At 65.0% G+C, this 19,329-nt stretch carries 19 protein-coding genes; 16 read left to right on the top strand and 3 right to left on the bottom strand.

All coding sequences use genetic code 11. The features are described 5' to 3' along the window. Positions 1 to 36: 36 nt before the first annotated feature. The 10 genes from J6525_RS27175 (at position 37) to tolA (ending at position 12,049) form a co-directional block, all read left to right on the top strand. On the top strand, positions 37 to 813 hold the full coding sequence (locus J6525_RS27175; protein ID WP_225646949.1) for a maleate cis-trans isomerase family protein: 777 nt from the start codon (positions 37 to 39) through the stop codon (positions 811 to 813). Positions 814 to 828: 15 nt separating this feature from the next. Further along, positions 829 to 1,647, top strand: a complete 819-nt coding sequence (locus tag J6525_RS27170; RefSeq protein ID WP_225646948.1) for a GntR family transcriptional regulator — start codon at positions 829 to 831, stop codon at positions 1,645 to 1,647. Beyond that, the gene (locus J6525_RS27165; RefSeq protein WP_225646947.1) at positions 1,644 to 2,408 is read left to right on the top strand and encodes an aspartate/glutamate racemase family protein; all 765 of its coding nucleotides are present in this window, start codon (positions 1,644 to 1,646) and stop codon (positions 2,406 to 2,408) included. The genes J6525_RS27170 and J6525_RS27165 overlap by 4 nt, the downstream gene beginning before the upstream one ends. Then, positions 2,408 to 3,820 (top strand): dihydropyrimidinase, encoded by a 1,413-nt coding sequence (hydA, locus tag J6525_RS27160; protein ID WP_225646946.1) that lies wholly within the window; start codon positions 2,408 to 2,410, stop codon positions 3,818 to 3,820. The genes J6525_RS27165 and hydA overlap by 1 nt, the downstream gene beginning before the upstream one ends. Positions 3,821 to 3,865: 45 nt before the next feature. Continuing rightward, the gene (locus J6525_RS27155) at positions 3,866 to 4,750 is read left to right on the top strand and encodes an alpha/beta fold hydrolase (RefSeq protein ID WP_038385806.1); all 885 of its coding nucleotides are present in this window, start codon (positions 3,866 to 3,868) and stop codon (positions 4,748 to 4,750) included. Positions 4,751 to 5,032: 282 nt separating this feature from the next. Beyond that, positions 5,033 to 6,493 carry a DUF1254 domain-containing protein gene (locus tag J6525_RS27150; protein ID WP_225646970.1) on the top strand — a complete coding sequence of 487 codons (1,461 nt, stop codon included), beginning with the start codon at positions 5,033 to 5,035 and terminating at the stop codon, positions 6,491 to 6,493. A gap of 490 nt (positions 6,494 to 6,983) precedes the next feature. Beyond that, on the top strand, positions 6,984 to 8,630 hold the full coding sequence (locus J6525_RS27145) for a phospholipase C (RefSeq protein ID WP_249796198.1): 1,647 nt from the start codon (positions 6,984 to 6,986) through the stop codon (positions 8,628 to 8,630). 115 nt (positions 8,631 to 8,745) lie between these two features. Then, positions 8,746 to 10,077 carry a cytochrome-c peroxidase gene (locus J6525_RS27140; RefSeq protein WP_225646944.1) on the top strand — a complete coding sequence of 444 codons (1,332 nt, stop codon included), beginning with the start codon at positions 8,746 to 8,748 and terminating at the stop codon, positions 10,075 to 10,077. Between the two features lie 72 nt (positions 10,078 to 10,149). Beyond that, on the top strand, positions 10,150 to 10,935 hold the full coding sequence (locus J6525_RS27135) for an aldo/keto reductase (RefSeq protein WP_225646943.1): 786 nt from the start codon (positions 10,150 to 10,152) through the stop codon (positions 10,933 to 10,935). A gap of 205 nt (positions 10,936 to 11,140) precedes the next feature. After that, complete coding sequence (gene tolA, locus J6525_RS27130; RefSeq protein ID WP_225646942.1) at positions 11,141 to 12,049, top strand: cell envelope integrity protein TolA; 909 nt, start codon at positions 11,141 to 11,143, stop codon at positions 12,047 to 12,049. A 193-nt stretch (positions 12,050 to 12,242) separates the two neighbouring features. On the opposite strand, the gene J6525_RS27125 is transcribed toward tolA, so the two are convergent. After that, positions 12,243 to 12,920: a DUF599 domain-containing protein gene (locus tag J6525_RS27125; protein WP_028336422.1), complete on the bottom strand. Its 678-nt coding sequence runs from the start codon at positions 12,918 to 12,920 to the stop codon at positions 12,243 to 12,245. Positions 12,921 to 13,039: 119 nt separating this feature from the next. Here J6525_RS27125 and J6525_RS27120 point away from each other — a divergent pair, with 119 nt between their 5' ends. The 5 genes from J6525_RS27120 (at position 13,040) to J6525_RS27100 (ending at position 16,281) form a co-directional block, all read left to right on the top strand. Next, entirely contained in the window at positions 13,040 to 13,693 is a 654-nt protein-coding gene (locus J6525_RS27120; RefSeq protein WP_225646941.1) for a glutathione S-transferase family protein, read from the top strand. A gap of 117 nt (positions 13,694 to 13,810) precedes the next feature. Further along, complete coding sequence (locus tag J6525_RS27115) at positions 13,811 to 14,179, top strand: YidB family protein (RefSeq protein WP_092078272.1); 369 nt, start codon at positions 13,811 to 13,813, stop codon at positions 14,177 to 14,179. A gap of 218 nt (positions 14,180 to 14,397) precedes the next feature. Then, positions 14,398 to 14,601, top strand: coding sequence for a hypothetical protein (locus tag J6525_RS27110; protein ID WP_018272021.1), 204 nt, complete (start codon positions 14,398 to 14,400; stop codon positions 14,599 to 14,601). A gap of 153 nt (positions 14,602 to 14,754) precedes the next feature. Next, positions 14,755 to 15,702 carry a hypothetical protein gene (locus J6525_RS27105; protein ID WP_038385800.1) on the top strand — a complete coding sequence of 316 codons (948 nt, stop codon included), beginning with the start codon at positions 14,755 to 14,757 and terminating at the stop codon, positions 15,700 to 15,702. 138 nt (positions 15,703 to 15,840) lie between these two features. Further along, complete coding sequence (locus tag J6525_RS27100; RefSeq protein ID WP_028336418.1) at positions 15,841 to 16,281, top strand: DUF1489 family protein; 441 nt, start codon at positions 15,841 to 15,843, stop codon at positions 16,279 to 16,281. Between the two features lie 43 nt (positions 16,282 to 16,324). Here the strand turns inward: J6525_RS27100 and J6525_RS27095 are convergent, their stop codons facing one another. Both J6525_RS27095 and panC read right to left on the bottom strand, forming a co-directional pair. Next, positions 16,325 to 17,068 (bottom strand): hypothetical protein, encoded by a 744-nt coding sequence (locus tag J6525_RS27095; RefSeq protein ID WP_225646940.1) that lies wholly within the window; start codon positions 17,066 to 17,068, stop codon positions 16,325 to 16,327. Positions 17,069 to 17,209: 141 nt separating this feature from the next. Continuing rightward, positions 17,210 to 18,061, bottom strand: a complete 852-nt coding sequence (gene panC / locus J6525_RS27090; protein ID WP_225646939.1) for a pantoate--beta-alanine ligase — start codon at positions 18,059 to 18,061, stop codon at positions 17,210 to 17,212. Between the two features lie 280 nt (positions 18,062 to 18,341). Here panC and J6525_RS27085 point away from each other — a divergent pair, with 280 nt between their 5' ends. Next, positions 18,342 to 19,265, top strand: coding sequence for a division plane positioning ATPase MipZ (locus tag J6525_RS27085; RefSeq protein ID WP_092078263.1), 924 nt, complete (start codon positions 18,342 to 18,344; stop codon positions 19,263 to 19,265). The last annotated feature ends 64 nt before the right edge of the window (positions 19,266 to 19,329 follow it).

Raw genomic sequence — 19,329 nt, 5'->3', positions numbered from 1 at the left:
TCCGCCAAGGATTCGCCCGCTTGATGAGGCTCACCAATGACACGTCCCGTCCGGCTCGGCATGCTGACGCCGTCGTCGAATACCGCGCTCGAGCCGATCACCTGCGCGATGCTATCGGGCGTCGACGACGTCTCGGCGCATTTCTCGCGCTTCAAGGTGACCGAGATCGCGCTGTCGGAGCAGGCACTGCGCCAGTTCGACGCCAGCGAGATTCTTCGCGCGGCCGAGCTGCTGGCGCATGCCAAGGTCGACGTCATCGCTTGGAACGGCACCTCGGCAAGCTGGCTCGGTTTTGATCGCGACGAGAGCCTGTGCGAGCAGATCACGGCGGCGACCGGGATCAAGGCCTGTACCACGGTGCTGGCCTATCGCGACCTGTTGCGGCGGATCGGCGCCAGCCGCATCGGGCTGGTGACGCCGTATCGCAAGGACGTGCAGGAGCGGATCGTCGCCAACTGGAATTCGCAAGGGCTGCACTGTTTTGCCGAGCGGCATCTGTCGCTGCAGGACAATTTCTCCTTTGCCGAGGTCAGCGAGGCCGAGGTCGCGCGGCTGATCGAGGAGGTGGTGCGCGAGGGCTGCGATGCCGCCGTCGTGCTCTGCACCAACATGCGCGGCGCCGGCGCGGCCGAGCGGCTGGAGCGCGGATTTGGCGTCCCGGTGCTGGACTCGATCGCGGTGACGCTGTGGGCGTGCCTTGCCGCGGCCGGCTGCGATCCGTCGCGCGTGCAGGGCTGGGGCAGCCTGTTCTCGAACCCCGATCTGCGCGCGACCACCGCGATCCACGTGGGAGGGCGCGGTCTCCAATCATGACAGTGAAGGCAAGCGGTGACTGAAGCCAAGACCAATACAAAAGCGACCAGACGTAACAAGGAACCCAAGCGCGCGATGACCGCGCTGCAACGGCGCCGTCTGCGCGTGCCGCGGGTCGGGCTGCACGAGCAGGCGGCGACGCGGCTGCGCACCATGATCGTGCGCGGCGAGCTGGCGCCGGGGCAATCGCTGGGGGAGGCGGACCTCTCCGACGCGCTCGGCGTCTCGCGCACGCCGCTGCGCGAGGCGCTGAAGCAATTGGCGAGCGAGGGCCTGGTCGAGCTGCGGCTCAACCACAGCGCCGTGGTGGCGCCGTTCCGCCGCGCCGAGCTCGCCGAACTGTTCGAGGCCGTCAGCGGCATCGAACGCTGCGCCGCCGAGCTCGCCGCGCTGCGCATGGAGCCGGACGACTTCGAACGGCTCGCGGCGCTGCAGGCCAAGATCGAATGGCATCACGGCCGCGGCGAGCTGCGCGATTATTTTCAAGTTAATCAGCAGATCCATTCGGCGATCGTCGGCTTCGCCCGCAATGCCGTGTTGAAGGCGACGCACGAGGCGCTGCTGGCGCGGGCCGAGCGGGCGCGCTTCTTCGCGCTGTCGGTGCTCGGCCGCTGGGATGAATCGGTGCAAGAGCATCAGGAGATTTTGTCGGCGCTGAAGGCGCGTGATGCGGCCCGGGCCGGGCAGATACTGGCCCACCACGTGCGCCGCACCGGCGAGATCGTCGCCGAGACGCTGGATGCCAAGGCAATGAACGACAAGGCGGACGACGCCGCGGCACCGGAGGCACCGGCAAGGCCGCGCGGCCGCAAGACGAGGAACGTTGCGCCATGAAGATCCTGCTGCTCAATCCCAACACGACGGCTGATGTGACGGATCTGCTCCATGCCGCCGGCAGCAAGGCGGCGTCGGCCGGCACCGAGCTCGTGCCGCTCACCGCCGCGCGCGGCGTGCCTTATATCGCGACCCGCGCCGAGGCCCAGATCGGCGGTGCGATCGCGCTGGAGATGCTGGCCGAAGCCGGCCCCGGCATTGATGCCGCTGTCATCGCGGCGTTCGGCGATCCCGGCCTGTTCGGTGCGCGTGAGCTGTTCGCCTTCCCCGTCGTGGGATTGGCCGAAGCTGCGATGCTCACGGCCTGCATGCTCGGCCGCCGGTTTGCGATCGTCACCTTCGCCGGCGCGCTGGCGCCCTGGTACGAGGAATGCGTCGCCATGCACGGGCTGAGCTCGCGCTGCGCCGGCATCCGCACGCTTGACGGTCATTTCCAGTCGATCTCGGAGGTGCAGGCCGAGAAGGAGGAGCTGCTGGTCGCGCTCGCCAACCGCGCGGTCGATCAGGACAACGCCGACGTCGTCATTCTGTCGGGCGCACCGCTCGCCGGACTCGCGGCAAAAGTCGGCGACCGCATTCCGGTGCCGGTGGTCGATCCGATCGCCGCGGCGGTGCGGCAGGCGGAGACGCTCGCCGTGCTCAAGCCGCGCAAGGCGGTCGCCGGCACCTTCCGCCGTCCCGATCCGAAGCCGACGCGCGGGCTGGCCGAGCCACTCGCCGCAATCATCGAACACCGCTCACCGAAGGAGGGAACAAACTGATGTCCTTCGACACCATTATCCGCGGCGGCACCGTGGTGACCGCGGCCGACATCTTCGCCTGCGACGTCGGTATCCGCGGCGGCAAGATCACGGCGCTCGGCCATGATCTCGGCGATGCAGCCACGATCATCGACGCCACCGACCGCCTGGTGCTGCCCGGCGGCATCGACAGCCATGTCCACTTCGCCCAGCCGTCCGGCGACGGCATCGTAATGGCCGACGGCTTTGCCAGCGGCACGCGATCGGCGGCGTTCGGCGGCAACACCACCGTGCTGCCGTTCTGTCTGCAGGAGAAGGGCCAGACCCTGCGCGAGGCGCTGAAGCATTACCATTCGCTGGCCGAAGGCGAGTGCCATGTCGACGTCGCCTTCCATCTCATCCTCACCGATCCGACCGAGCATGTGCTGGGCCAGGAGCTGCCGGCCCTGGTCGAGGACGGCTACACCTCGCTCAAGGTCTTCATGACCTATGAGGGCCTCGCGCTGTCGGACCGCGAGCTGCTCGAGACCATGTCGGTCGCACGCGAGACCGGCGCCATGCTGATGGTGCATGCAGAGAATTTCGACGCCATCCGCTTCCTGACCGACCGGCTCGAACGGACCGGTAACACCGCACCGCGCTTCCATGCGACCTCACGGCCGATCCCGGTCGAGCGCGAGGCCACCCATCGCGCGATCTCGCTGTCCGAGCTCGTCGACGTGCCGATCATGATCGTGCATGTCTCGAACCGCGAGGCGATGGACGAAATCCGGCGCGCGCAGCAGCGGGGCTTGCGGGTGATGGGCGAGACCTGTCCGCAGTACCTCATGCTGACCGAAAAGGATCTCGATCAGCTCAACATGGAAGGCGCAAAATACGTCTGCTCGCCGCCGCCGCGCGACGTCGCCAGCCAGCAGGCCTGTTGGGAAGGGCTGCAGCAGAAGGTGTTCTCGGTGTTCTCGTCGGACCATTGTCCGTTCCGGTACGACGACACGCAAGGCAAGCTTGCGCCGAAGGGACGCACCAGCTTCCGCTGGGTGCCGAACGGAATCCCGGGTGTGGCGACACGGCTTCCGATCCTGTTTTCCGAAGGCGTGGTGAAGGGGCGGATCGACCTCAACAGCTTTGTCGCCTTCAGCGCCACCAACCACGCCAAGATCTACGGCCTCTATCCGCGCAAGGGTACCATCGCGGTCGGCTCGGATGCCGACATCGCGCTGTGGGACCCGAAGCGCAAGGTGACGATCCGCCACGAGCTGATCCACGACGGCGCGGACTACACGCCCTATGAAGGGCTCGAGGTCACGGGCTGGCCGGTGCTGACCATGGTGCGCGGCAAGGTCGTCGTCGATAACGGTGCGCTCGTTGGCGGCAAGGACCACGGCACCTATCTGCCGCGCGCCAAGCCGCCGAAGGCCGCGACCATTCCGTAACGCGACCATCCCGTAACAAGCAAAGAGAGAAGGCGGGAGATCAACATGCCCTATGCTGTGACAGACGACGGAGTGCGGCTTTATTTCGAGGAGACCGGATCGGGGCATCCGGTGATCCTGGTTCACGAGTTCGCCGGCGACCTGCGCAGCTACGAGCCGCAGATGCGGCACTTCGGCAAGCGTTTCCGGACCATCGCGTACAATGCGCGCGGCTTCCCACCGTCCGATGTGCCGGAGCAGGTCTCGTCCTATTCGCAAGCGCGCGCCGCCGACGATATCCTGGCGGTGCTCGATCACATCGGCGCGCCGAAGGCGCATATCGTTGGTCTGTCGATGGGCGGCTTTGCGACGCTGCATTTCGGATTACGTCACCCTGATCGGGCGCTGTCGCTATGCATCGGTGGCTGCGGTTACGGCGCCGAGCTCGACAAGCGCGAGACGTTTCGCGCCGAGGCCGACGTGATCGCGGGCATGATCCGCAAGGAGGGCATGCCGGCGTTCGCCGAGCGCTACGCCTACGGGCCGACGCGCGTGCAGTACGAGAACAAGGACCCGCGCGGCCACGCCGAGTTCAAGACCATGCTGGCCGAGCATTCGGCGGTGGGATCGGCCAACACCCAGCAGGGCGTGCAGAAGGAGCGTCCCTCGCTCTACACGCTGGTCGACGAGATGAAGCGCATCAATGTGCCGACGCTGATCATCACCGGCGATGAGGATTGGCCGTGCCTGCTGCCGGGCATCCTGATGAAGCAGAGCATCCCGTCGGCCGCGCTCGCGGTGATGCCGAACTGCGGCCACGCCATCAACATCGAGGAGCCCGACGAATACAACCGGATCGTCGGCGATTTTCTGGCGCAGGTCGAGAGCGGCCGTTGGCCGCAGCGCGATCCCAGAGCGGTCAGTGCCTCGATCACCGGGATGAAGGATTAGTCCCCCGGACTCATTAAGGCGCAGCCATAGTCTGATTGCCGCTGGTTGAGCGAAGACAAGGTAGCTGGCGGCAAAACCTTCAAGGTTCATCTCGACAGCTACACTTTCCAGGCATTCCGGAAGGGTGACAGTCGCAAGACGCAGCTGAAACCCACCATTGATCTAAATCAATTCAGATGGCGAAATGTCTGCGGCAGGTTGTGTCGCGTGGGGCCGGTGTCGTGCTCAGGTCCCGGCCGGTGGCGCGCGCTGCCGTCCGTCATATTGGAATGGGAGTGTTTGATGCAAAGGCGATCGGCCCAGAGCCCGCACAGGGTGACGAAGCGCGATTTTCTGCGATCTGCCGCGTTGGCGGCGATTACGGCAACCGCCAGCAGTTCAACCTGGGCTCAGTCCGAGCGTCCGGGATTCTTCAAAGCCAAGGACATCGCCGAGGCCGGCTTCATCTACGGCCTGCCGATGGTGATGTCCTATGGCGTCATGTACGAATACGCCGTGGACAAGTCGTCAGGACAGTACAAGGCGCCGTTCAATACGCTGGTCAACGAGGCCCGCGTTTACACCTACGAAGATACCGCCATCGTCACGCCCAACAGCGACACGCCGTATTCGTTTGCGTGGTTGGACCTGCGGGCCGAGCCCATCGCCATTTCGGTGCCGGCGGTCGATCCCAAGCGCTACTATTCGCTGCAGCTGAACGACCTTAATACGTATAATTTTGGCTATGTCGGCACGCGCGCGACGGGCAGCGATGCGGGAAGTTATCTGGTCGCCGGCCCGCGATGGACTGGCACGACGCCGGCCGGCATCAAGAGGGTGTTCCGGTCGACGAGCGATTTCTGCCTGGCACTCTTCCGGACCCAGCTGTTCGATCCGGCCGATATTGAGGCCGTCAAGAAAATTCAGGCCGGCTACAAGGCGCAGCCGCTCTCCAGCTTCCTGAATCAGCCGGCGCCTGCGCCTGCGCCGGCGCCTTCTTTCCCCAAATTCGAGAAGGATCTCGTCCGCACCGAGTTCTTCGAATATCTGGACTTCACGCTTCAATTCGCACCGGCCCTGCCGGAAGAACGCTGGATCCGCGAGCAACTGGCGCGGATCGGCGTGGGGCCAGGGAAGAGCTTCGATTTCCGCAGCCTGTCGCTGGAAGACAAGGCGGAGATCCTGCTTGGCATGAAGGAGGGCGAGCGCAAGGTCAGCGAGACCGTTGCGAGCCTCGGCGAGGACATCAACGGCTGGCGCGTCAGCGCGTCGTTCGGTGACGCCGCATTCTTTCATGGCGACTGGCTCTTGCGCGCGGCAGCCGCAAAGGCCGGCATCTATGGCAACGACGCGGTGGAGGCCATGTATCCTCTGGGCAAAGTGGATGCCGAGGGCAAAGAACTCGACTGCTCGAAGTCGAGCTACACGCTTACCTTCCCGGCGGAGCAGCTGCCGCCGGTCAACGCCTTCTGGTCGGTTACGATGTATGACGGCAAGACGCAGCTTTTGGTGAAGAACCCGATCAACCGCTACCTGATCAACTCGCCGATGCTGCCGCACATGAAGCGCGGCTCTGACGGTTCGCTGACGATCTACGTCCAGAGCAAATCTCCGGGAGCGGACAAGGAGGCAAACTGGCTGCCGGCGCCGGATGGCCCGGTCTATGTGGTGATGCGACTGTACTGGCCGAAAACCACACCGCCATCGATTCTGCCGGCAGGCGAAGGGGCGTGGAAACCTCCCGGCTTCATGCGCGTGTCCTAGCGTCGGTCTCATATCCGCCGGATGCGCCCGCGCCGAAGCGCGGCCCCCCACAAGACCAAGCATCCGCGCTTTTCGGGACACATCCCCGGAAGGCGCGGATTTATTTTGGGCGTGAGCAGCCGCGATTGCCGGCGGTGCATGACTTGTTCACATGATTGCTGACTGCTGCCGTCATCTTCAACGCGATCCCCTCAATTCTATGTCTTCTCTTCTGACCGAAGCCGCGTCCACGGATAGCCGCTCTGCGTCAGAGGCCTGACGCCTGCCATGCGCGCAAAGATTGATCCCCCGACGCTCGCTGCAAGCCGACGTGAACATCAGCGCGCATCATCATTCGTCGCATTCATTCGATCGACACAGCGCTGTCATCGGCGATGGATAACTTGTCGCAGGTCGACGTCATAAATCCTTCAAAAATAAAAGGGGCACTACGGTGAAAGCCAAATTTCTTTCGACGGTCGGAGTCTGTCTGGTTGCTGCCGCTGCGGTGATGTGCAGCGCCGCCGCGCAGGACGACAACAAGGGCAATAACGGCCACGATCATCATCCGCACGACATCCACACTCAAACGCCGATCAAGCACCTCGTCGTCATCTTCAACGAGAACCGCTCGTTCGATCACTACTTCGCAACCTACCCGGTTGCAACCAACCCGACCGGCTCGATTCCGTTCACGGCGAAGCCGCATACGCCGAAGGTCAACAATCTCGCCAGCGCCAATCTGTTGACCAACAACCCGAACACCAATCCGGCCAACGGCACCGGCGCAACCAATCCGTTCCGCCTCGACCGCACCCAGGCCAACACCAAGTCGCAGAACCACGCCTATACGCCCGAGCAGCAGGCGGTCGACAACGGCAAGGAAGACCTGTTTCCGAAATTCACTGGTCGCGGCACCGCCGGCGGCGTCGGCGCCTTCGGCACCAACGGGCAGGTGATGGGCTATTTCGACGGCAACACCGTCACCGCGTTCTGGAATTACGCCCAGAACTTCGCGATGAGCGACAACAGCTGGACCGACACCTTTGGTCCGTCGACGCCCGGCGCGCTGGAGGTGATCTCCGGCCAGACCAACGGCGCGCAGAACATCGTCGGCTCGTCATCGTCGATCGCCGACGGCCAGGGCGGCCTGACGCTGATCGGTGATACCGACCCTGCCTACGATGCCTGCTCGAGCACGACGAGCCAGGTCTTGATGACCAGCAAGAACATCGGCGACCTGCTCAACGCCGAGCAGATCAGCTGGGGCAGCTTCATGGGCGGCTTCGACCTGACGCTCAAGAACAGCAACGGCACCACCAACTGCGGCCGCAGCACGTTCTCGAGCAACGTCAACGGCACCGTCGTGGACTACATCCCGCACCACGCCTGGTTCCAGTACTACAAGTCGACCGCCAACCCGACCCATGCGCGGCCGAACTCGGTGAATGCGGTCGGACACACTTACGTGCCCGGCAGCAAGACGCTCGATCCGGCCAATCACGCCTACGATCTCGAGGACTTCTATGCTTCGGTGAAGGCCGGCAACTTCCCGGCCGTCTCCTACATCAAGATGCCGGCCTATCAGGACGGTCATCCCGGCAACTCCGATCCGCTCGACGAGCAGGCCGGCAATGTCGAGCTGATCAACTTCCTGCAGAAGCAGAAGGAGTGGGGCGAGACCGCCGTCATCATCACCTATGACGACTCCGACGGCTGGTACGACCACCAGCACCTTGCACCGATCAGCGCCTCGTATGATCCGACCGCCGACCAGGTCAACGGTCCCGGCCAGTGCGGCCGCGGTATCGGCAAGCAGACGCAGCCGAACGGCCTCAACGGCCAGCCGGTGAACGGCCGCTGCGGTCCCGGTACGCGCGTCCCGTTCCTGGTGATCTCGCCCTTCGCCAAGCGGAATTACGTCAGCCACACCCGCATCTCGCAGGCGTCCGTGGTGCGCTTCATCGAGGACAACTGGCTGCACGGCCAGCGTCTCGGCGGCGGCTCGTTCGACGACAACGTCGAATCGATCGCCGACATGTTCGACTTCGAGCGCGGCCACGGCCAGGATCACGAGTACCGGCAGGACACGCTGTTCCTCGATCCGACCGCCGGCACCGTCATCGTCAGCGCGCCGGATGATCACCATCATCACTAACGCCCTTCGGTTCTGATCCAATCAGAATCGAAGCTCTGCTTCCCGTCTTGACGCGTTACTCGCGCGAACCGGTCTCCGGTTCGCGCGAGAATGCTCTAACGACACTGGATCTGACATGAACGGCCGCACCTTGTGGCTTCTCGGCGCCGGCCTGCTGTGCATGGCCGGCACTGTTGCGGCCGTCGAGACGCAGGGACTTCCGGGGACCAATCCGCACCCGGTGCAGCTCAGGCGTCCGCCTGTCGCTCCGCTGTCCGCCATGGCGCAGCTCGGCCAGAAGATCTTCTTCGACGCGTCGCTGTCCTCGTCGGGCGCATTGTCATGCGCGTCCTGTCACAGTCCGGACCACGCCTACGGCCCGCCCAATGATGGGCCGGTGATGCTCGGCGGGCCCGCGCAATCCCGGCAAGGGACACGCGCCGTGCCGAGCCTGACTTATCTCGAGCGGCAGCCGAATTTCAGCATCGGGCCGGAAAAGGACGAAGACGACAATGTCGTCGACTTCGCGCAACTGGCCGCGCTCGGCCAGCAGGCTCCGCGCGCCAAGAAGGTCGCGACCGGCACTGCTGCGTCGGCGGTCAACATCGTGCCGCAGGGCGGACTGTTCTGGGACGGCCGCGCCGATACGCTGCAGGACCAGGCGATCTTCCCGCTGCTCGATCCCAACGAGATGGACGGCGGCAGCATCGAGATCGTGGCGCAGAAGCTGTGCCAGGCGAGCTACGCGCCGCGCTTCGCCGAGCTGTTCGGCGCCGGTGTCTTCGACAATACGCGGCTGCTGGTCGCGGAGGCGATGTTTGCCGTCGCGCGCTATCAGGTGGAGGAGCCGAGCTTCCATCCCTACACCAGCAAGTTCGATTACTGGCTGGAAGGCAAGGCGCGATTGAACGAGAGCGAGCTGCGCGGCCTGCAATTGTTCAACGATCCGGACAAAGCCAATTGCGGCGGCTGCCACACGTCGCAGCCGACCCGGGACGGTCTGCCGCCGCTGTTCACCGATCACCAATATGAGGCGCTCGGTGCGCCGCGCAACGCCGCGCTCGCCGGCAACCGCGATCCCGATCATTTCGATCTCGGGATCTGCGGTCCGTACCGCACCGACATTGCCGAGCAGACGCAATATTGCGGGATGTTTCTGACGCCGACCTTGCGCAACACGGCAACGCGTCGCGTGTTCTTCCACAATGGCGTCTTCACCAGCCTCGAGCAGGTGCTCGACTTCTATAACTTCCGCGATACCAATCCGGAGAAAGTCTTTCCGCGCGGCGCCGACGGCACGGTGAGCAAGTACGATGACCTGCCGGAAAAATATCACGGCAATGTCGACGTCAGCGATCCGCCGTTCGAGCGCCATCTCGGCGACACGCCTGCGATGACGGCGCAGGACGAGGCCGACATTATCGCCTTCCTGAAGACGTTGAATGACGGCTACCAGCCGGAGCGATAAGACGTCGCGACGTTCCATCGCGGAACCGAACTGCGAGTTGGCAGGGCTTCGTCATGCGCGCATAATGGGCGCATGAATGTCGTCGAAGGCAACGGTGCCAGGATCCCGGCAATCGGGCTCGGCACATGGGAGCTGCGTGGGCGGACCTGCGCGCGCATCGTCGAGCAGGCGTTGCGGCTCGGCTATCGCCACATCGACACCGCCCAGATCTATGACAATGAGCGCGAAGTCGGCGAGGGGCTGCGTGCCTCCGGCATCAAGCGCGACGACGTGTTCGTCACCACCAAGGTCTGGACCACGCATTTCATGGCCAAGGATCTCGAGCGGTCGGCGAAGGAGAGCCTGGCGCGGCTGCGCCTGACCGAGGTCGATCTGTTGCTGCTGCACTGGCCCAATGCACAGGTGCCGCTTGCCGAGACGCTCGGCGCGCTGGCGCGGGTCAGGCAGGCGGGCCTGGCGCGGCATATCGGCGTCTCCAACTTCAAAGTGGCGCTGATCGAGGAGGCGGCGGCGGCATGTCCCGAACCGCTCGCCTGCGACCAGGTCGAGTACCATCCTTATCTCGACCAGGCCGATGTGATCGAGGCCTGTCGACGCCACGGCATGGCGTTCGTTGCCTACAGCCCGATCGCGAAGGGACGGGTCAAGGGCGACCGGGCCCTGGCGCGGATCGGCGACCGCTATCGCAAGACCGCTGCCCAGGTCAGCCTGCGCTGGCTCGTGCAGCAGAATGTCTCCGCGATCCCGCGCACCTCGAAGCTCGAGCGCCTTCAGGAGAACATCGACATCTTCGATTTCGAACTGTCGGTTGACGACATGCGCGAGATCTCGGCGATCGGGAGCGCTGACGCGCGATGATGGGCCCGCGATGCACAGGGTCTTTGCCTGAGCATCAAGTCTTGGAAAGCATCAAGTTTTGGAAAAATGGCTGGGTCCTGATCCGGATCATGCTAATGCCCCGCTGGCAGATTGCGGCTTTGGACCGAATGGGGATTGAGGCAGGCGGGTTCCGGCCGGTATTGTAGCCCGGCGGGGAGAGACGTCACTGATGTGATCGAGTGGGATGAAGTTTCGGCCAAACGCGGATCTGATGGCGTCGGTGTTCGTGCACCTGATGCTGCTCGCGCTGATTTTCCTTTATTCGGAGGTCCATCAATTCGATCCCGTCGCCGCTGACACGGTCCCGGTCGAGATCGTGACGCCGCAGGAGGTCGCCAAGTCCGAGGTCGAGACCAAGCCCGAACCGGCACCGAGCCCGTCGCCGACGCCCGAGTTGCAGTTGCCGTCGCTCGATAAGCCGGTGGATTCGGCCAAGCCCGAACCATCGGCGCAGACGCCCGCGCCGCAGAAGCAGCAGGCCGCGCCGCAGCCGCCGGAGAAGCAGGCGACGCCGCCGGCGCCCAAGCCCAGCCCGGCACCGCAACGTGCCGCGGCCGAGCCGCCGCCCACGCCGGCACAGCAAACGCCACCGATGCCCCAGCCAATGGCGCAGCAACAGGCGGCAGCGTCGCCGCCTGCCTATGCGCAGCCCGAGCCTGATCTTTCGGTCAAATACAACGTCATGCTCGGCCTGCCGCCCGATATCTCCGTGAAGCCGCCAGCCAGCGCGCCGTCCGGCCCCGGACCCGGCAAGGACAATTTCGACGCGGCCGCCACCGAGCAGGCCGATGTCGGCTCGAGCGTGGTTGCCGAATTCCGCCGTCACCTGAAGACCTGCTTGAAGCTCCCGCCGACGCTGAGCGCGGGCGACGACGTGAAGATCAAGCTCAGGGTGTTCATGAAGCCCGACGGCAAGCTCGCCGCGCAGCCCTTGCTGATCGAAGCCACCGCCTCGGAAAAGGGGCCGCTGTTGCTGAAGAGCGCGACCGATGCGCTGCAGGCGTGCCAGCCCTATGCGATGCTGCCGCGGGATCGCTATGGCGAATGGAAGGTGCTCGACCTCGATTTCAGCCCGCGCGATTTCGCGTCGTAGACCAGGGACGAGCGGCGCACTCGGCCTCGCCCCGCGTGCGGGGAGAGGCCGGATTGCATCGCCAGATGCAATCCGGGTGAGGGGGAGTCTCCGCGAACGCGTCTCTCTCCGTCGATGCGGAAACAGCCCCTCACCCCAACCCTCTCCCCGTAAGAACGGGGAGAGGGAGCGCAGCACGGCCTCGACCGTCGCGTCAGCTTCCCATCGCCTGCCAGGCATTCGAGGCGAACTGCCGGCGCCAGATCACGATCACGACCGCGGCTGTCGTGACGAACAGCACCCAGGGGCTGACGAACCAGCCGAGATAGCCGAGCGCGAAGAAAAACGCGCGCTGGCCGCGGTTGAAGTGCCGGCCTGCGGTCTCGAACAGCCGCGTGGTGCGGATCACATGGGCCTCGGCCTCCGGCGTGTCGCGCTGGTCGGCCGGCGGCATCGCGCCGAACAGGATCGCCACATAGTTGAACAGGCGATAGGCCCAGGCGAATTTGAAGAAGGTGTAGATGAAGATCAGGATCAGCCCGATGCACTTGACCTCCCACAAAGCGGGCGAGGGCGTGAGGTTGACCGGCAGCGCGCCGAGCACGGCGAGCGCGTCGTTGGTGGCGCGCAACAGCGCCAGCCCGCCGCCGATCGCGATCAGACTGGTGGAGGCAAAGAACGCGGTGCCGTTCTGCAAGCTGGCCATGATCTGCATGTCGACCATCCGTGCGTCGCGGTTGAGCAGATTCCGCACCCAGATCTCGCGATAGACATGCATCCGCGCCGACAGGCTGTCGCGCCCATACGCGGTGTGCTCCAGCGTGATGGTATAGACCAGCCATTCCAGCGCAAAGAAGCCGACGGCCAGGATGTCGGTCCAATAGCCGGTCATGTTGCCTTCCTTCGTGAGCGCGCGGCTGACTGTCCGCGCCGGGCCGCATCCGCGTCATGTACAGGTTGAACGCGTGCGATGCACTATGGCAAACTACCGTGGCAACAGGATCCCCGGACATGCTCAAGCTGGTCATCGGCAACAAGAACTATTCGTCATGGTCGATGCGGCCCTGGCTGGCGTTGCGCGCCAACAACATCCCGTTCGAAGAGGTCTTCATTCCGCTCTACACGGACCAGACCGACAAGGACCGCATCCTATCTTTCAGCAAGGCCGGCAAGGTGCCGACGCTGATCGATGGCGACGTCACGGTGTGGGACTCGCTGGCGATCATCGAATATCTCGCCGAGAGGTTTCCCGAGACGAAGCTCTGGCCTGCGAATCGCGCCGCGCGCGCGCATGCCCGCGCGATCTCGGCGGAGATGCATTCCGGCTTCATGCCGCTGCGCAACGAATGCGGCATGAACCTGCACCGGCCGATCCGTGCCGTCGCGCTGTCGGATGATGCGCGCGCCAACGTGGCGCGGATCCAGGATATCTGGGCTGACTGCCATCTGCGCTACGGCAAGCAGGGTCCGTTCCTGTTCGGCGCATTCTCCGCGGCCGATGCGATGTACGCGCCCGTGGTGCATCGCTTCCGCACCTACGCGATCCCGGTGAAGGCCGAAGCGCAGCACTATGTCGATGCCATGATGCAGCTTCCGGCGTTCCAGGAATGGACCAGCGACGGCGTTGCCGAGACGCTGCGGATCGCCCGATTCGAGGATGTCTGACGGTTGCTGCGCTTCCGAATTGTGACAGCGCTCGCAAAATTCGCGGCTTGACGCCGCGGGGCCGAAGGCGTCGAATCCCGAAAGGCTGGTTTTGCAAGTCGTGAAAGGACTTAGACCATGGGCATTCTCGATTCCCTGGAGAATTCGCCGGAGCTGAAAGGCATGCTTGGCCAGCTTGGCGCGGCGGTGATCCCCGTCGTGCTCGGCGAGGTCCTGGGCAATGGCGGGCAGGGCGGCTTGTCCGCGATCGTCGCCAAGCTCGAGCAGGCCGGGCTCGGCGAGCAGGTCAAATCCTGGATCGGTACCGGTCAGAACCTGCCGATCACAGCTGAGCAGCTCCAGCAGGTGCTCGGCAGCGACACGGTCAAGCAGCTCGCCGCCAGGTTCAACATTCCGGTGGACCAGCTGTCCAAGGTGCTCGCCCAGCAACTTCCGGCTGCGGTCGACGGCGCGAGCCCGGGCGGCAAGCTGCCGCAGACCGCTTGAGCCGGTGGAATCAGGGTTCCAACCGGGCTCGGCGGGCAATTTCCGGCTGGCACGTAAATTGCTGCCTATCGCTCTGAAAAACCTGCAAAAATCGCACCTTCGCTATGCCCCAATCTTGCTGGATTTGGCGAGGTGCGATGTGCTAGCTTGCCGCAGGGTTCTCAAAATGCCGGCCTGAGCTATCGGGACTGTCAGCTCAGCCAGCAATCTCTAAGAAAATGGAGAGGGCGTTGAAGCATAAGTACTCGATTGGCGAGACCGTCTATTTCACGGCCAGCAACGTGGCGCGCCCCGCCGCGAGCGGCACCTATCAAGTGATCCGTCTGCTGCCGACCGACGGTGACGATTGCCAATATCGCATCAAGAGCTCGACCGAAGCTTTCGAACGGGTGGCCAAGGAGAGTCAGCTCGCGCTGTCCTGAAGGAGTTGTGCGCAAGCCGGCGGCTGGAGCGGGTTCCGCGCCGCCGCCGTCAAAAGGCCCTGTTCGCAGACCCATTGTGCTGAAGGTTGGACGTCGGGGTGGCGGCGTTCGCCGTCGCCGATTGTGCTTACGCTGCGTTGAGGGACATCGCGCATGAACTGGGCTTCCTCGCTGGATCAGATCTGGCGCTCACCGACCTTCCCGATGTGGCTGACGCTGGCCGCCGCGGGGTTCTTTGGGATCGTCGTTCTGGTCACGCTGCTGCGCGCGGAAAAATCCGTCGCCAACGGCGCGCTGACCGTGATCACGCTGCTGTCGATCGCGGTTGCGGTCGCCGCGACGATCCGTGGCTTCGGCCCGGGCGGGCAGGCGGCGCCGGCCGAGACACGGACGGCGCAACTGGCCAGCCAGACGGTGCCGGCGCTGGCCTGCGTCGACGACCTCGCCGGAGACGCCGTTCTCAACGCCTGCGAGAAGGTGCTGTTCGGTTCATCGGATACGGCCGCGGCGGCGGTCAGCTACGCGGCGGCGCAGGTCTCGCGCCTGACCGCGCTCGGCGATCTCGCGACCGCCGAGCGCAATTCGACCACCGAGTTGCAGGCGCTGCGCCGCGCCATCGAGCATGACCGCTACGGCCTGGTGGCCTATGCGCTGATGGCGCGCGACCACTGCACGCCGACCGCGTGCCCGGCATTCCGCTCGCTCGGCGACAACCATCAGATCATCGCCAACATGAACGAGCGGACCTACGAGAACCTGATCACGCGCTACGCAGGGTCGTGGAACGCGCCGGCCGGCGCCCAGGCATCGGCTGCCTCCGGCCTGGTCGCGGCGCTGCCGCAGTCATTGCCCACCGGCAAGCCGACCAATGCGGAGTTTCCGAGTTCGGCGAACACGCCGCCGGTCAGCATCATGACGCCCGAGCCGGCAAAGCCGGCCGCCGCCGCACCAGCGCCGGCTGCGCGCGCCGCCGCGCCGCCCGCTGCAGCCCCGAAGCGGCCGCCGGCAGCGAAGCGCCCGGTCCAGATCGCGCCGGCCCCGGCTGCGCCGGCGCCGCCTCCTGCCGCCGCCAGCGCACCGGCGGCTGCGAACGAGCAATGAGCGTGATGGCGGCGGCTTGAGCCGCCGTCATTGCACAGTTCCGGCTTCGTTTGGCTCGAAAAGCGCTCTAGTCCCGATATCCACCGCCGCGGAGAGCGCTCCCTTTTCAAAGCGCGCGCCGGCCGCTACATCCGGCGCATGCCGCTTCATCTCATCAAGCTCGCCGTCGGTTGCGACTCCGTCAAGGAACTCAAGGGCTGGGTTGCCGAACGGATGGCGACCGCGAAGAAAAAGGGCTTGCCGCTCCGTCACGTCCACATCACGCGGATGACGCCGAAGCGCGAGGAAGAGATCCTTGCCGGCGGTTCGCTCTATTGGGTGATCCGCGGCGAGATCGCCGCGCGCGAGAAGATCATCGCCATCGAGCCGTTCCGCGACAAGGACGGCATCGGACGCTGCCGGCTGGTGATGCAGCCCAAGGTGATCGCGGTCTCGCCGCGGCCGATGCGGCCGTTCCAGGGCTGGCGCTACCTGACCGCAGACTCCGCGCCGGCCGATCTCACCAAGTCGAGCGCCGCCAGCGTGGCATCGATGCCCGAGCCGATGCGCCGCGAGTTGCGCGACCTCGGCTTGCTGTAAGCAATCGGGTTGCTCTGAGCAATCGAACGGCAGTGATCCGGGTTCACTGGGTCACGAGATGCAGCCGAGCCCATTCTGAGGCCGGGACCTCGACATGACGGCCACCCGCCCTGTCGGCGGTGACGTCGAACAGTTCATGGCCGATCCCCATCTCGCTGAGATATCTCCGGAACTGATCGGTGAAGATTGTGGTAAGGCTTTCGCGGTGCTCGGCAGAGACGTTGGGTGCGAGCCGGTCGTAGATCTGCATCCTTGCGGTCAGGATGACGCGGTTGCCGGGCGGCAGGCTACGATGCACGCCGCCCGCAAGCATCAATACACATGCAAGCTCGCAGGGCACACCGGAGAGCTTTTCCTTCGCATCCAGCGGGCCGCCGCGCCGCTTCAGTGCAAAGCATTCCTCCTCGGGCTTTCCATTGCACGCCTCGACCTCGGTTGCCGCCACCGCCGCATCGATGCCGCGACCGCGCAGGATGCGACCGAGGCTGGCAGCGACGGTGAGGTCGGAGCCCGGTTTGACATTGATCACCACCGGCAGCTTGCGTCCGTCCTGCCGGTCGAGGATCGCTAGCAGGCGCTTGTAGGTGTCCCATTGCACCGCGCCTTCGGCCGCGATCCAGTCCGAGCAGCCGGGGCCGCAGGCATCAGGCGCACCATGCGCGACATAGAAGATCATGGCGCCGGGCGCCGAATTGACGCCGCCGACCGGCGGCCGGGTCTGTGCCTGCGCCCCAGCGGCCAGCAGCGCGATGCCAAGAACAATGCCTTGCCTGGAGTAATGGTTCATTCCGATCGCCCTTGAAAGGCGCGATCATCCATGCGTCGCGAGCGTGGCGCAAGCACCCGGCCGCACAGATGAGGCCGAGCCCTCATTACAGGCTCGCATCCTCTCTGCGCATGAACCGTTTCACACTTTTCCGGTCCCGTCTCAGACCGCGATATTGTCGATCAGGCGCGTGCTGCCGAGCTTTGCCGCCACCAGCATCCGCATCGGGCCGTCCTTCAGCGAGCCGATCGGCGCCAGGGAGGCGGCGTGGCGCACTTCGAGATAATCGAGCACGAAGCCGGCCCTGGTGATCGCCGCGGCGCCGTCAGCCATTGCGGTCGCGGTATCCTCGCCGGCGCGCAGGCGGCCGGCCGTTTGCTTCATCACCCGATGAAGCTCGGGGGCGGCGTGCCGTTCCTCCGGCGAGAGGTAGACGTTGCGTGACGACATCGCGAGACCGTCGCGCTCGCGCACCGTTTTGGATCCGATCACCTTGACCCCGAGGTCGAGGTCCGCGGCCATCTGGGTGACGACCCGGAGCTGCTGAAAGTCCTTCTCGCCGAAGATCGCGACGTCGGGCCGGACCTGGGTGAACAGCTTGCCGACCACGGTTGCGACGCCGCCGAAGAAATGCGGCCGGAAACGATCCTCGAGCCCGGCGGTGGCCGGCCCCTCCGGCACGATCCTGGTGGCGAAGCCGTCCGGGTACATCGCCTTCACCTCGGGATGCCAGATCAGGTCGACGCCCTCGGCGGCGAGCTTGGCGACGTCGGCTTTCCAGGTGCGCGGATAGGAGCCGAAATCTTCGGTCGGCGCGAACTGGGTCGGGTTGACGAAGATCGAGACGACGACCCGCTTGGCGCGGCGCTTGGCGAGCCGCACCAGCGACACATGGCCGTCATGGAGCGCTCCCATGGTTGGGACCAGCGCGACGGTTGCCTTCTTGGCGCGCAGCGTGTCGACGGCGCGACGAAGGGCGGGGACGGTACGGACGACGGTGGGATTTCTCGGCATCTGGTCTCGGCTCGTGGGGCAATCCGGGTGGGAACGAATCTGGGCGGGACGGGTTGGCGTTCGGCAGGTCACGCAGCTTACCAAGTCCGAACCACGATCGGCAAACCGGCCGATAAGCCTTACACGATCTCGAACGCGCGCGGATCAAAGGCGCCGATCGACGCAGCAGTCTCGCTTGATCGATTCATCGGCACGGCCGCAATTGATTTCCTGTCGTAGCGATGCATTTCACTTGACCGCAGCGGCGCTCGCTTTGAAGATCATTGCGGGGATTTGAATCATGTTGGTGCAGGCTCGTCAGGGTCAATCCGGCTCCGCACATGTCATCGTGCTGGGCAACGAGAAGGGTGGATCGGGAAAGTCGACCACCGCCCTGCATATCGCCGTCGCGCTGCTGAAGGCCGGGCAACGCGTCGCCAGCATCGATCTCGACTGCCGCCAGCAGAGCTTCACCCGCTACATCAGCAATCGCCAGGCCTGGGCGCGCCGCACCGGGCTTGATCTCGAGCTCCCCGCGCACCACTGCATCAAGTACGGCGAGACGATGCAGATCGAGGAGAACGAGAACGCAGAATTCCAGCAGTTCATGGCTGCGGTGAGCGCGGTGGAACGCGCCTATGATTTCATCGTCATCGATACCCCGGGCGCGGACAGCTACCTGATGCGGCTCGCGCATTCGATGGCCGACACGCTGGTGACGCCGATCAACGACAGCTTCCTCGATTTCGACGTGCTCGGCACCGTCGATCCCGCGACCTACGCGGTGACCGGCGAGAGCCATTATTCGGAGATGGTGCGCGACACCAGGCGCAAGCGCCGCCAGCTCGACGGCGCCTCGACCGACTGGATCGTGGTGCGCAACCGGCTGTCGATGCTCGGCTCGCGCAACAAGCAGCTGGTCGCCGACGGCTTGAAACAGCTGTCGCTGCGGCTCGGGTTCCGTGCGGTCGACGGCTTTGCCGAGCGGGTGGTCTATCGCGAATTCTTCCCGCGCGGGCTGACGGCGCTCGACGACATCGACGAGGCGACGCTCGGCACCCGCCCGAGCCTCGGTCACGTCACCGCCCGCGAGGAGGTGATGAGCCTGCTGCGCCAGCTCAAGCTGCCGCTCGACGAGCGCGGCCGCCGCAGGGCCGCCAACCGGGCCGAATGGTTCAGCCAGGTCGACAAACCGTTGGAAGTCGACGACATCATCGGCAGCTAGGCCGCCGGGCACTCCTTCTGGCAGGTTCCAGGGCGTCGGGCGTCCAGGAAGTGACTATCGTCAC

This window comes from Bradyrhizobium australafricanum (assembly GCF_020329495.1).
In the GTDB taxonomy this organism is placed as follows: Bacteria; Pseudomonadota; Alphaproteobacteria; order Rhizobiales; family Xanthobacteraceae; genus Bradyrhizobium; species Bradyrhizobium australafricanum.
This window is presented reverse-complemented; position numbering and strand designations above follow the sequence as displayed.